The organism is Pedobacter sp. Bi27 (genome assembly GCF_918698255.1).
In the GTDB taxonomy this organism is placed as follows: domain Bacteria; phylum Bacteroidota; class Bacteroidia; order Sphingobacteriales; family Sphingobacteriaceae; genus Pedobacter.
This window is the reverse complement of the sequence record NZ_CAKKMW010000001.1, coordinates 735744-748955: the sequence shown is the minus strand read 5'-3', so window position 1 is coordinate 748955 and position 13212 is coordinate 735744. Positions and strand designations below refer to the sequence as shown.

Genomic DNA, 13212 nt, shown 5'->3' with positions numbered 1-13212 from the left:
CTGATTAGCTGACGGATGTCAGAATTTTTTATACGATTTGTGCATCTTCGTGCACAATTCCATTCTCACATTTAATAATGCGCGAAGGGAAAGTACGGATAATATGGTAATCGTGTGTTGCCATTAAAACCGCAGTTCCGGCCTGGCTAATTTGTTTTAAAAGAGTTACAATTTCTTCTGATGTTTCCGGATCTAAATTCCCTGTAGGCTCATCAGCAAGAATAATCTCCGGATCATTTAACAAAGCTCTTGCAATAACAATACGCTGCTGCTCGCCACCAGAAATTTCGTGTGGCATTTTTTTGATTTTCGAACGCAAACCAACTTTGTCTAAAACATCTTTAACGCGTTCGTTGATTAGTTTTTCATCCTTCCAGCCTGTTGCCTTAAGCACAAATTCAAGGTTTTTTTCTATTGTTCTATCGGTAAGCAATTGGAAATCCTGAAAAACCACACCCAATTTACGGCGTAAAAACGGTACCTGACTTTCTTTTAGGTTTTTAAGGTCGAAACCAGCAATATTGCCTTCGCCATTACCAATATGTAAGTCGCCATATAATATTTTAAGCAAACTGCTCTTACCCGAACCTGTTTGACCGATCAGGAAGACAAATTCATCCTTTTCGATGTGTAAATTTACGTTTGAGAGGACTAGATGTTTCTGTTGAAAAACATCAACATTGCTTAAATGAATTACTGAGTTGCCTGCCATATTATATTTCTAATTTTGCAATCTGCCCGAAAGGCAAATCTTTAACCATTTCCATAATGTATTCTTGCTTATCTCCAAGTCCTAGTTTTTCCAACGACTTATCAGGCCTATCAACCCTAAAATAAGCTAAAAGTGTAAACTTGTCATCTCTTAACTGTACGTAATCTGGAATTTTGGCTATGCCTTTAACTTTAACGATATACATTGTGTCCAAAAATAGCATTTCCAAATGATAAGCGAAAGTAAGAAGCCCTTTTTATCTCATTAGCATTACCCAGCCGGTATAGGTTTTAAAATCTTTGTTTAAATAAATGCTGTAATAATATACTGCTGGTGGAAGATCTTTCCCGTTCATTTTTCCATCCCAGGCTTTAAAAGTTCCGTTGCTCTGGTAAACAAGCTGGCCATATCGGTTGGTTACTTTTACAATTGAATTGGGAAAAGATGTAATAGATGGAATATTCCAGCTATCGTTTACATTATCACCATTTGGCGTAAAGGTATTGGGGATTATAACTTTTGGATAAACCTTAATGAAAACCTCATCAATGATACTGTTACAGCCCAAATTTGAGCTGGTATGTAAAGTATAGGTAATGTCTTCAGTTGGTGTAGCAATGGGATTGAGTTTGGTGGGGTCATCAAGATAATCTGATGGTGTCCAGAAATAGGTAAAATCATCTCCACTTACTTTACCGTTTAAAATTGCTGATTGTCCGGTAACGATCGTTTGATCTGCACCTGCATCGGCCGTTACGTTTTTATTCACATTGATTGTAATTTCTGCTTCGGCTGAACATCTTCCGTCTGAAACCTGAACAGTATATATCGTGGTTTCAGTTGGTGAGGCGATTGGGTTAGCGATTTGAGGATCTGACAAACCTTTTGATGGGCGCCAAAGATAGGTAGAGCCACCCGATGCTTCTAATTGAACCGATTTACCTCCACAAATGGTTGCAGTTTGGATATTGGTTATTGGAATTATTGGCGCTAAAACCTCAACGGTTGTTGTTGCTGGCGATGTACATCCATTAGCAGTCACCTGAACAGTATAAGTGCCTTCCATCGCTTTAGTTGCATTGGCAATAGTTGGGTTTCGCTCTGCAGAAAGAAATTGGCCATCTGGACCATACCACTTATAACTTATTCCCCCAGATGCATTTAGTTGAATGGTATTACCAATGCAAACCGGTCCAAAATTCTCAGCCGTGGCTGTTGGCAATGGGTTTACAGTAACCTTTATAGGCTCTGATATCGCCCTACAATAAGTTCTGTCAATATTACCATTCATAGCCGTAATTAACCGATATTGATAAGTGCCAGCTATGCGATTGGAAAAATCTATAGCAGTTTGTTTCATTGTTTTGCCAGCAATGTCAGCCCAGCCGCTACCGGTATTTTCCTGCCATTGATAAACTGCGTTTGTATATCCTGCAGTAATATTTGCATCTAAAATGAAATTGTTGGTATTGCCTTCGCACATATTTAATAAAGAGGCATTCGTGTTGAAAAATGGGACGATAGCTGGACCACAAGCTTGTACTGTAATATCATCCAAAGCAAAATCGTTTCCGCTATTTGTTGGTGTTCTGTTAACTAGTTGTAAGGTTACGGTTGAGCTGCTGCCATTGGTGAAATCTACGAAATATTGATGCCAGGTGAGGTCTGCGGGAACACTTCCAGTAGATTTCTCATTTAATACATTACCATTAGGATCGGTGATGCGCAAGACCATGTTTGGGGTTTGGGCATTGGCAGCCGGCGAATTTGAATTTAATACCCAGATGGACAAGCGTAAAATAGTATTTGGGCACAAATTCTCCATTTGTTGCTCGAAAAATACGGTTGGTGTGGCAATCCCATCAATCAGAAGCATCAAACCATTGGGATCTCCGGTATGATCAGCATGTGGCTGCCAATAAATGGGGAAGGGATTACCTGGTGTTGCAGGTGTTTTAACCAATCCGGATTGATTCGGCCTTAAAGCAGAATTGCTCGGTCCTGGTGGACCAATAAATTCTGTAAATGTTGAAGCACCTGGTGCATATTGCGACAATGGGCCATACCAATTATCTGTACTATTTCCCTGTCCAAAAGTCTGACTAATGAGTGGTTGTCCGAAAGTACCACTGCAAAGTTGTGCTTTTGCTAAATTTGCAAACAAAAAAATATAAAGAAAGAATAAAGCTTTTGATAGCGCGTGCATTTACTGGTTTAGATTTATACAATATTAAATAAATTTAAAATCTAAACGCCATCAATGGGCAAAGTCACTCACCAATATTAATTTAACCCATTCAAAAACTCAATGGTATTTACATTATCTGCATAGTCCCAAAGTTTGGGGTGCTGGCTTTGGCCAAAACCGAAAGTGTTTAAACTTAAAGGCGATTTGCTAATCACACATTGAATGTTTTCTGATTGGTTTTTCAGTTTATCTTCAAGCGCTTGCAGTTGCTCGTATTCTTCATAAAAAAGAACAGCCAAAGGCGATGTCAGGCCCTCATCTTCTTTTAATAACAAGAAACCATTGTCGAAGTGTTTAGCAGCATTAACCAGATAGATAGATTTATTGTAATCGTAATTGTTATTGTATTTAAAATGATTGATAATAGGTTGAAAACTTTCTACGCCTTCGTAAAAATTTGCAATATCATATCCTTTTGGAAAATAAATTTTAGATACATTTCTACAACCTAAGCCAAAATAATCGAAAATATCGGCACCTAGCTTCTGGATATCCTCGAAACTTTCAGAACCATCTAAAACTGCAACACTGTTCCTGTTTTTTCTGATAATGTTAGGCACTTTACTGAAATAATAGTCGAAATAGCGAGATGAATTGTTGCTTCCGGTTGCAATAACAGCATCAAAATCTTTTAAGCGCTCTACATATTCTATTTTATCCTCAAAAGCAGGTTCTATTTTAACGAGTTCTGCAATTACGGCTTTAATTAATTTATCATCAGCCGAAGAAAGTTTGATTAAAGCAATATTACCAGTGGCTAATACACTTAAAACATCGTGTAAACCCACCAATGGGATATTCCCTGCCAGGATTAAACCCACCTTTTTTGGAGTGGTACTAAACTTAACCGATTTGAACCAAATGGCCAAATCACCCTCATTTAACATCTCAGCAAAAGATAAAATCGATTTTTTTATGTTTTCTGCAGTAAACCATGCATTAGTGCTTTCAGCGGTATAAAATGCATTTCCTAGTATGTCAGTAGGGTTTGTAAGCAATTTACCTAGTTTGTTGAACGCGATTATTACTTTTTCTTGAGTTAATGCTGACATATTTAGAATTATTATTAAGTGATTATATCTTATATTTGCAGCGCAAAGGTAAACTAAGCAAAAGAATTAGACGAAAACATGGCGATTAAAATAACAGATGAGTGTATAAATTGTGGGGCTTGCGAACCAGAATGTCCTAATAACGCAATTTACGATGCCGGTACTGCATGGCGTTTTTCTGATGGTACAAATTTAAATGGTATCATTGATTTTGGTAATCAACAAATTGAAGCTGATGCAGCTCAAGAAGCAGTTTCGGATGAAGTTTATTACATTGTGTCCGATAAGTGTACAGAGTGTAAGGGGTTTCATGATGAGCCTCAATGTGCGGCAGTTTGCCCGGTTGATTGTTGCGTAGATGACGAAGACATCCGCGAAACCGAAGAAGAATTATTAGCGAAGAAAGCTTGGTTACACCAAGAAGGATAAGCCTTTATTAGATATTTACAAAAAAGTCCCGCTTAAAGTGGGACTTTTTTTTTGGCTGTTTGTAGTTGCCAATGAAGTAATGAGTAGTAAACCCAGTTTTCTGTATTCCGTTTTCAGTTAAGAGTTTGCAATTACCAATGAACTAATGGCTATTGAACCAATGAACTAATCTACATCACATTTATTAGGAATAATCAAAACCGGACAAGCAGATTTTCTCGCCACGTGTTCTGCAACGCTGCCCATTAAAAAATGGTACAAGCCCGTACGTCCATAGGTACCAATAACAATTAAATCAGATCCCCACTCGTCTGATTGTTGGATAATACCATGCGCTGCGGTATCAACAACACTTAAATAAGTAGTTTTTGCACCTTTGCTATATTTCGTCTCCATTTCTTTGAGCAAAATATGGCTGTTTTCTTCGCTATTGTCATATGTTTCTAAAAATACTGGTGCCAAAGTTAAATCGGGATTTACGTTGGCCGGAATAGGCTCGATAATGTTAACCAATGCTACTTCTGCTCCAAATTTTTCAGCCATGTCGTAACCGGCTTTTGCCGCTTTTTCTGAGCAGGTACTGTTATCAACGGCAATTAATATTTTTTTAAAATTCATGGCGAGCATATTTAAAGGGTGATCATCATAAAAATAACAAATTTGTGTGTAAAATGTTAGGCAATGGATGTATTTTATTAGTTTTACAATAGTTTCACGAGCATATTTAAATGGAAAATCAATACGGTATTTGTAGGGTTGCTGTAGCGTCCTTAAGAGCTGATGCATCAGATAAAGCAGAAATTGTTTCGCAACTTTTATTCGGCGATCATGTAGAAATTATTCAGAAGGAGGGACGTTGGTGGCTTATTCAAAATGGCTATGATGGTTATGAAGGCTGGATGGATTTCAGACAATTGGCCCCGATTACCCAAAGCCAGTTTGCAGAAATGCACGATTGTAAACTGCTTGCCCCATTAAGTTTCAGTAATGTGCTAACAGCAGCCGATGGAAGTTCATATCATTTAAGTCCGGCAAGCAACCTTCCTTTTTTAAAAGATGGATTTTGTTATGCCGGCGAGGAAAAATTTAAACTGAATTTCGAAGCTTACGACAATAGTGCTGTGGATTTTGTTGGTAAAGTTACCGAAACGGCAATGTTTTTTCAAAATATCCCGTACTTATGGGGTGGAAGGAATTTGTTTGGCTTGGATTGCTCTGGTTTTGTACAAACCGTATTTAAAATGTTAGGCATTAAGTTAAACCGCGATGCCTCACAACAGGCCGAACAGGGTGAACTGGTTGGTTTTTTAGCTGAATGCAAGGCTGGTGACGTTGCTTTTTTTGATAACGACGAGGGCAGAATTACTCACGTAGGTATTATGCTCAGTCCAAATGAAATTATCCATTCCTCAGCCAAAGTAAAAATTGATCCGATTGATGATCAAGGGATTTTTAATAAGGAATTGGGTAAATATTCGCACAAGCTGAGAATTATTAAACGTTTTGTGGAATAGTAGCAGAAAATGTATCATAATATAAAAGATACATTTTTTATGCCATCTAAATTTAAAATTCAAATCTCAAATCCTTGCCATGCAGCGTGGGAAGGGATGGAACCGCAGACAAATGGAAAATTTTGTGGCTCCTGTCAAAAATTGGTTGTAGATTTTACTCATTTTACTGATGCAGCGCTAAAACAGTGGTTTAACCAAAATCAAGTGGTGAGTTGTGGAAGATTTAAGCCAGAGCAGCTTGATCGTTATATAGGTGGCAAAACCGCGACATTTTTCAAAATTTTTAAACCCAGTTTAATCGCAGCTTCAATTTTTGCATTTTTAAGTATTCCTAAATTCACTTATGCGAAATACGTAAGGCCATTGGAAACTGAATATAAAATCCAACAAAGCCAAGTTTTGGATGATGTAAAAGGAGAATATACCTTTATAATGGGAAGAGTGTATGATCAGGATGGAATTGGCTTAAATCATATAAACATCGAATTAAAAGATCAAAATATTTATGCTGAAACGGCCGCCGATGGCTCATTCTATATTAAAATTAAAAAACCAAAAAACAGGACTATCGCCGAATTGATTTTTACTTCAAACGCATTTGAGACTAAAAAGAGTTTATTTCTTTTAGGAGAGGAAAAAGAGATCTCTATTATTTTACAACATGCAATGCAGATGGATTTTACAAACAAGATAGTTGTTGATAAGCTAAGCGAACAATTGGTTGGAAGACTTGGTGGTATCTCGATAAAAACAACTGTAACCAGGCAAATTGTGAGCGGTGTTATAAATATCTTTAGATAATTTGTTAATTGAATTTTATGAGCACAAATTTTAAGATCCAGATTTCCAATCCTTGTCATGAGGAATGGAGCGAGATGATCGATAATAATACGGGAAAATTCTGCAATTCGTGTCAAAAATCAGTTGTTGATTTTACCAATTTCTCAGATCGCGAATTGCGTAGTTGGTTTACAGAGAATCAGGGCAAAAGTTGCGGTAAATTTAAGCCAGAGCAGCTCGATCGTTTAATCAGTGTGAAAGAGAATTATCGACTCAATAGATTTAAACCAAACCTGATTGCAGCATCTCTACTGGCTTTTTTGAGTGTTCCGAAGTTAAGTGACGCCAAAGTAGTCAAAACACCTTTTAATCAAACAGATCGATACCGCAAGAACACTCCTTTTGAAGAGAAAGCAGAAATTTTAGGCGATACCTTAAAGACAATAAAAGGCAGGGTGGTAGATAAAGATGACAAGCAGCCACTTCCTTCAGTATCTGTTATGGTAAACAACCGGGTGGCTTTTGCTTCTACCGATCAAAAAGGAAATTTTGAAATTAAATTACCTTCAGATTTTAATGCTAAGAACTGTACTTTAACTATAACTTACATTGGCTATAAGCGTTTGAATTCGTTGGTAGATTTAGCTGACAATAAAAACCTGAATCTTGAGCTATGTCTTAGCGATGAAATTATGGGAGATGTTGTTGTGACTAGAATGCCCTTCTGGAAAAAAGTATATTTTAAAATGAGAAATCAACTTCAAGATATCAATCCGTTTTATACGAATAAAAAATAGCTTAGCTGCGCTACAGGTCAGTGTGACGATAACACTCAACAAAAATAAATCTTAAATTATTCCATCTCCCAAACCATCACCTGCCGATCATCACCTGTAGAAATGAGGTATTTACCATCATGGCTCCATATAATTTTATTTATCGAATGGGTATGGCCCATGCCTGCTTTCTCTAAGCTTAAAATTTTATATAATTTGAAGTTCTCTGTATCCCAGAGTTTAATGCTTTTATCCTGACTGCTCGTAGCGAAATAAGGCAGGCTAGGGTGAAAGGCAATATCGTAAACAGTAAACATATGTGCCGGAACCGTTTCCCTAAGCTCATAATTTGGCAGATCCCATATTTTTAATTGCGCATCCCTGCTTCCCGAAATTAAGTATTTACCTGTTGGATGATATGCCAAAGAGGTAACAGGTAATGAATGCCCTTCCAGAGATTGTTTGAGGCTATAATCAGCCAGGTTATAAATCCTGATTAGGTGATCCTTGCAACCAAAGGCAACTTCACTTTCGTTAGGTGCAATTGCAATAGCCCTAACCGTATCGTAAGCTACCTGAAAACGGTAAATCTCTGTAAACTCTACTAACGACCAAACCGCAACCGTTCCGTCCTCGCCCGTAGTTAAAAGCTCATTTTTGCCTTTTACCGTTTGTATATTGAAAATGGGTTTGGTATGTGCATTGATCCTTGCAATTACTTTCTGATCATTAAAATCATAAACGCTAAACGCACCACTGCGTTCACCGATAAATAGTTGTTGATTGTAATAGTGTAAACAATATACCGAGCTCTGTACCGGCATTTTAACCTTTACAAAAGCCATCGTATTTAACGACCATTCTACAACGCCCTTATCGTTTCCTGCACTAAAAAATATACCATCCTCATCCGAATTGGCGAGCGCATAAACAGGGTTTTGGTGTCCGGGAAGGGTTTGTAGGTGTTTGAGCATTTCTTGAGTTTTATGGTTTAGGGTTTAGTGTGTAGGGTTAGGCATATAGCACCTTAAACCTTACGCCTTTTACCTCAAACCTTATTGATGTCTTTTCTCTAAATTCTTCGCTATATCCTGAATCGATAAACCTTTTTCTTTCAATAAAAACAATAGGTGAAAAACAAGATCCGATGCTTCTCCAATGAGTTCTTCTTCCGATTCGGCAAGTGCTGCGATTACCGTTTCTACACCTTCTTCACCAACTTTTTGAGCAATCTTATTTAATCCCTTGCTACGCATTTTGTTGATGTAAGAACCCTCAACCGGGTTTTCATATCGATCATTAATGATGTTTTCGAGTTCGAAAATAAAGTTCTGGTTAAAATCTGTTTTAAAACAGCTACGGCTACCGGTATGGCAGGTTGGACCAACGGCATCCGCTTTGATTAGAATGGTGTCGTTATCACAGTCTACAAAAAGTTCTTTAACGAACAAAAAGTTATTGCTGGTTTCACCTTTTGTCCAAAGGCGGTTTTTTGAGCGCGAAAAGAAAGTTACCTTGCCTTCGGCCTGCGTTTTCTCGAGTGCTTCAGCATTCATATAACCCAGCATTAAAACCTCTAAAGTTTTATAATCCTGAATGATTACTGGAAGTAAGCCAGCTGTTTTATCCCAATCAAGGGTTGATATATCGATTGTCATTTAATTGTATTGTTATTTGCAGAGTGATGATGTTGTAAAATTAACTGCAGTATTATTTCTAAGTCAGATTTGTTAATATTTCCTATTGCTTCTATATCTGGGCCATAATTTAAATCGTATTTTAGGTTAAATCTTTCTCCTTTAAATCTGCAAAGGATAAGGTTTGCTTCAGGAATAAAAGCTTCTTTTTCTACTACAATCTCACATACAGCATCCATTTTTTTAATGCATCTAAAATTTCTGAATATGTTAAATTGTACAAATTCATCATTGATCGCAATTAGATCCTTACTGGAATACGATTTCTTTTTAATTCTTGTTTTAGATCAGGGATTAAAATTTCGCCATAATGAAATACCGAAGCTGCCAGTGCGGCATCAACATTGGCCTTTTGAAAAACCTCGGTAAAATGCGCCATACTACCCGCTCCACCTGATGCTATAATCGGGATATTGATCATTTGGTTTACTTTACTGAGCAACCCACAATCAAAACCTGCTTTGGTGCCATCGTGGTCCATCGAAGTTAACAAAATCTCTCCTGCACCTAAATCTTCTGCCTGTTTAATCCAGTTTTCGGTTTCCAGTTCGGTAATTAGTCTTCCTCCATTTAAGTGGACCATATTTTTACCGTTTACATATTTGGTGTCGACTGCCAAAACCACAAACTGCACTCCAAAGGTTTTAGCCAGATCTTCAATTAGCTTTGGATTTCGGACAGCTGCAGAATTGATGCTGATTTTATCTGCCCCTGCATTTAATAACGCTTCCGCATCCGCAATTTCTGTTATTCCACCACCAATGGTAAAAGGAATATTTAATTGACGAGCAACTGATTTAACCATTTCAATCATCGTTTTACGACGCTCGTGAGTAGCCGTAATATCAAGGAAAACCAATTCATCGGCACCTTGTTGTGCGTATTGAGCGGCCAGTTCAACAGGGTCACCCGCATCGCGTAAATCAACAAAGTTTACACCTTTTACCGTACGGCCGTCTTTAACATCTAAACAAGGGATTATTCTTTTACTTAACATTTGTTTGGGGTTTCGTCATTGCGAGGTACGAAGCAATCCTACAACGATAGCTAAAGCATGAAGATTGCTTCGTACCTCGCAATGACGAGTATTATAAAATTTATCTTTTTACTAAACCTATTATCGTTAAAACAATTCCAATTAGAAAAGTCGGGATGCATAATAATAAGGAATATTCACCTGTAACGGACATTAATTCCGTGAAGTCACCTCTGTATGCAAACATATGAACTCCCCATATAAACATTGCAATTCCGGCTATGAGTATGATTAATCCAACGAAAATAATGTTTTAGATTCCAAGTATTTTAAATTGAGCTCAACGCTTTCAAATTCCACTCTTTAATTTCTTCGATGGTAATGCGGTCTTCATAAATCGCTTTTCCAACCACTACACTTCTAATTGGGTACTTGGCCAGATCATAAATATCCTGCATTGAACTTACACCACCTGACGCAATCAGTTTGATCATAGGTGAGTGTTCAAGCAGTTTTTGGTATAAATCGATTGCTGCGCCACCTAATTTTCCATCTTTGCTAATATCGGTACATAAGAAACGGAAAAAGCCCAGTGAAAGACATTTGTCAACGTAATCCATCAGTTTAATCGGCGAGCTTTCCATCCAGCCAGAATATTTAATTACCTCATCCAAAACGTCGATTGCAATTACTATGCGGTTAGCGTAATCGTCTTTTTTAGCAAAAGCTTCGCTTAATTGAGGTAAGAAATCAGGGTTGGTAATGGCCTGTGTACCTACAATTACACGATGGATGCCGGCATCAAGCAAATTGGTCACCTGCTCAATTGTTCTGATTCCGCCACCATACTGCACTTTCATTTCGGTTTTTTTGATGATCTCGAAAAGTGCTTTTTGATTGCCAAAATCGCCTTTGGCTCCATTTAAATCAATAATATGGATGAAATCTGTACCATTTGAACGGTATTTTTCTATCATTTCGGGGATAGAAACGTCATATTCCGTTTTTTGGTTGTAATCGCCTTCACGAAGACGGACAACTTTTCCATCCAAAATATCAATAGCAGGTATTATGTACATTTTATAAGCTTAAGTTTGAAAAATTTTTTAATACTAGTTCGCCGGCTTTTCCCGATTTTTCGGGGTGAAATTGAACGCCGTAAAAATTATCTTTTTGCACTGCTGCCGAAAACTTTAAACCATAATCAGCAGATGCGATGTCAAAAGTAGGGTTATATTCAATAAAGTACGAATGCACAAAGTAAAATTGTGTATTATCTTCAACACCTTCAAATAGCGAATTGTTTTTCGGACTAACCGCATTCCATCCCATGTGTGGTATTTTGATATTCAGCGACTTATCGAATTTTTTGGTTTTAACCGGAACGATATTTAAAAGCGCTGCATCGCCCTCTTCCGAATGTTCTGTAATGAGCTGCATGCCCACACAGATGCCAAGCACAGGTTTTGTTAGTTTTTTTATGGCTTCAACCAAGCCCGTTCTCTTTAATTTTTCCATGGCGGCACCCGCATGGCCAACACCAGGAATGATGATGTGGCTATATTTTTCAAGGTCGTTTTCGGTGTTTACCATACCGTAAGTCACATTTAAGCGATCTAATGCTGCGGTAAGGGAGAAGATGTTGCCTGCTCCGTAATTTACTATTCCAACCCCTAAATCCCTTGAAGGGGACTTCGAATTATTATCGTTCATACAATTTGCATTATATTTTTTTCTTGTTTTGAAAATGAATGTCAGTTTTTCATGGAGGCTGTAGTCCCGCTATCGCTTATAGTCCTCACTGCGCTGCGGGCTATTCCGTTCTATCGGGTTTATTAACAGTGGATGGGCGTCAAAACCCTCCGCCTTAAACCTTTCAGCCTTCCACCTTTCTTACAATAGCCCCTTAGTACTCGGCAATACCATTTTCTCTGCATCACGTTTGATTGCCATTTTAATTGCTTTTGCAAATGCTTTAAAAATAGCTTCAATTTTATGGTGCTCGTTATCGCCTTCTGCTTTTACGTTTAAATTGCATTTCGCAGCATCGCTGAACGATTTAAAGAAATGGTAAAACATCTCTGTAGGCATATCGCCAACTTTTTCGCGTTTAAACTCAGCATCCCAAACAATCCAGTTTCTTCCTCCAAAATCAATGGCTACCTGTGCCAGGCAATCGTCCATTGGCAAGCAAAAACCATACCTTTCAATGCCTAGTTTATTGCCTAATCCTTTAGCAAAGGCTTCTCCAAGTGCAATGCCAGTATCTTCTATGGTGTGGTGCTCATCAATATGTAAATCGCCTTTAGCAATTACCTCTAAATCTACACTTCCATGTCTGGCAATCTGATCAAGCATGTGATCGAAGAAGTTCAAGCCTGTTTCGATTTTGGCTTTTCCTGTTCCGTCAAGGTCAAGGTTAATGGTAATGTCAGTTTCGTTGGTTTTGCGCTCATGGTGAATTTTTCTGCTTCCTGCTTTAAGCAAGTTATAGATATCTTCCCATTTCTTGGTTTCCAGAATAATCACATCCAACAAAGTTTCGTGTTTGTCAAGTGCTTCAGTCGACCCCAATGCATCATTCTGGCGAAGAAATATCGCCTTAGCACCCAAATTTTTGGCTAAAACCACATCATTTAATCGGTCTCCGATCACGAAAGAATTTTTCAGATCGTAATCTTCGCTAAAATATTTGGTTAATAATGCAGTACCAGGTTTGCGGGTAGGTGCATTGTCTTTCGCAAAAGTTCTATCAATTACAACCTCGCTAAAATGAACGCCTTCGCCTTCAAAAGTATCCAACATAAAATTGTGGATCGGCCAGAAATTTTCTTCAGAATTTGAAGGCGTTCCCAAGCCATCCTGATTGGTAACCATCACCAACTCGTAATCCAGTTCGGCAGCAATTTTAGATAAATAATATAATGAGCGTGGATAAAATTTAAGCTTTGCAAAACTATCTACCTGTTCGTCATCAGGCTCAATATTTAATGTCCCATCACGGTCTATAAACAATACTTTTTTCATC

General features: G+C 37.9%; 16 protein-coding genes. 4 read left to right on the top strand and 12 right to left on the bottom strand.

What is annotated here, in order from left to right:
• Positions 1–28: 28 nt before the first annotated feature.
• From LQ227_RS02755 to LQ227_RS02740, 4 genes are all read right to left on the bottom strand, one after another.
• Entirely contained in the window at positions 29–712 is a 684-nt protein-coding gene (locus LQ227_RS02755) for a cell division ATP-binding protein FtsE (RefSeq protein WP_230143655.1), read from the bottom strand.
• 1 nt (position 713) lies between these two features.
• Positions 714–917 carry a hypothetical protein gene (locus LQ227_RS02750; RefSeq protein ID WP_057932355.1) on the bottom strand — a complete coding sequence of 68 codons (204 nt, stop codon included), beginning with the start codon at positions 915–917 and terminating at the stop codon, positions 714–716.
• 51 nt (positions 918–968) lie between these two features.
• Positions 969–2918, bottom strand: a complete 1950-nt coding sequence (locus tag LQ227_RS02745) for a gliding motility-associated C-terminal domain-containing protein (protein WP_230148173.1) — start codon at positions 2916–2918, stop codon at positions 969–971.
• A gap of 77 nt (positions 2919–2995) precedes the next feature.
• Positions 2996–4012, bottom strand: coding sequence for an acyl-CoA reductase (locus LQ227_RS02740; protein ID WP_230148171.1), 1017 nt, complete (start codon positions 4010–4012; stop codon positions 2996–2998).
• A 78-nt stretch (positions 4013–4090) separates the two neighbouring features.
• Between LQ227_RS02740 and LQ227_RS02735 the strand changes: the two genes are divergently transcribed.
• Positions 4091–4441, top strand: a complete 351-nt coding sequence (locus LQ227_RS02735) for a 4Fe-4S dicluster domain-containing protein (protein ID WP_025143125.1) — start codon at positions 4091–4093, stop codon at positions 4439–4441.
• Between the two features lie 165 nt (positions 4442–4606).
• On the opposite strand, the gene LQ227_RS02730 is transcribed toward LQ227_RS02735, so the two are convergent.
• Complete coding sequence (locus LQ227_RS02730) at positions 4607–5059, bottom strand: universal stress protein (RefSeq protein WP_108200692.1); 453 nt, start codon at positions 5057–5059, stop codon at positions 4607–4609.
• A gap of 110 nt (positions 5060–5169) precedes the next feature.
• Between LQ227_RS02730 and LQ227_RS02725 the strand changes: the two genes are divergently transcribed.
• The 3 genes from LQ227_RS02725 to LQ227_RS02715 all read left to right on the top strand — a co-directional run bounded on the left by LQ227_RS02725 (position 5170) and on the right by LQ227_RS02715 (position 7532).
• On the top strand, positions 5170–5955 hold the full coding sequence (locus LQ227_RS02725) for a C40 family peptidase (RefSeq protein ID WP_230143661.1): 786 nt from the start codon (positions 5170–5172) through the stop codon (positions 5953–5955).
• Positions 5956–5964: 9 nt separating this feature from the next.
• Entirely contained in the window at positions 5965–6756 is a 792-nt protein-coding gene (locus LQ227_RS02720; protein WP_230143663.1) for a hypothetical protein, read from the top strand.
• Between the two features lie 74 nt (positions 6757–6830).
• Positions 6831–7532, top strand: coding sequence for a carboxypeptidase-like regulatory domain-containing protein (locus LQ227_RS02715; protein WP_230148169.1), 702 nt, complete (start codon positions 6831–6833; stop codon positions 7530–7532).
• A gap of 56 nt (positions 7533–7588) precedes the next feature.
• On the opposite strand, the gene LQ227_RS02710 is transcribed toward LQ227_RS02715, so the two are convergent.
• The 7 genes from LQ227_RS02710 to hisB form a co-directional block, all read right to left on the bottom strand.
• Complete coding sequence (locus LQ227_RS02710; RefSeq protein WP_230143667.1) at positions 7589–8485, bottom strand: WD40 repeat domain-containing protein; 897 nt, start codon at positions 8483–8485, stop codon at positions 7589–7591.
• Between the two features lie 81 nt (positions 8486–8566).
• Entirely contained in the window at positions 8567–9169 is a 603-nt protein-coding gene (hisIE, locus tag LQ227_RS02705) for a bifunctional phosphoribosyl-AMP cyclohydrolase/phosphoribosyl-ATP diphosphatase HisIE (protein WP_230143669.1), read from the bottom strand.
• Positions 9166–9387 carry a hypothetical protein gene (locus tag LQ227_RS02700; protein WP_230148167.1) on the bottom strand — a complete coding sequence of 74 codons (222 nt, stop codon included), beginning with the start codon at positions 9385–9387 and terminating at the stop codon, positions 9166–9168. The genes hisIE and LQ227_RS02700 overlap by 4 nt, the downstream gene beginning before the upstream one ends.
• Before the next feature lie 62 nt (positions 9388–9449).
• Positions 9450–10205, bottom strand: a complete 756-nt coding sequence (gene hisF / locus LQ227_RS02695) for an imidazole glycerol phosphate synthase subunit HisF (RefSeq protein ID WP_230143673.1) — start codon at positions 10203–10205, stop codon at positions 9450–9452.
• Positions 10206–10513: 308 nt separating this feature from the next.
• A complete protein-coding gene (locus LQ227_RS02690; RefSeq protein WP_230143675.1) occupies positions 10514–11263 on the bottom strand; it encodes a HisA/HisF-related TIM barrel protein in 750 nt (249 codons plus the stop codon).
• Position 11264: 1 nt separating this feature from the next.
• Complete coding sequence (gene hisH, locus LQ227_RS02685) at positions 11265–11897, bottom strand: imidazole glycerol phosphate synthase subunit HisH (RefSeq protein ID WP_230148166.1); 633 nt, start codon at positions 11895–11897, stop codon at positions 11265–11267.
• Between the two features lie 180 nt (positions 11898–12077).
• Positions 12078–13211: a bifunctional histidinol-phosphatase/imidazoleglycerol-phosphate dehydratase HisB gene (gene hisB, locus LQ227_RS02680; RefSeq protein ID WP_230143679.1), complete on the bottom strand. Its 1134-nt coding sequence runs from the start codon at positions 13209–13211 to the stop codon at positions 12078–12080.
• Position 13212 lies beyond the last annotated feature (1 nt).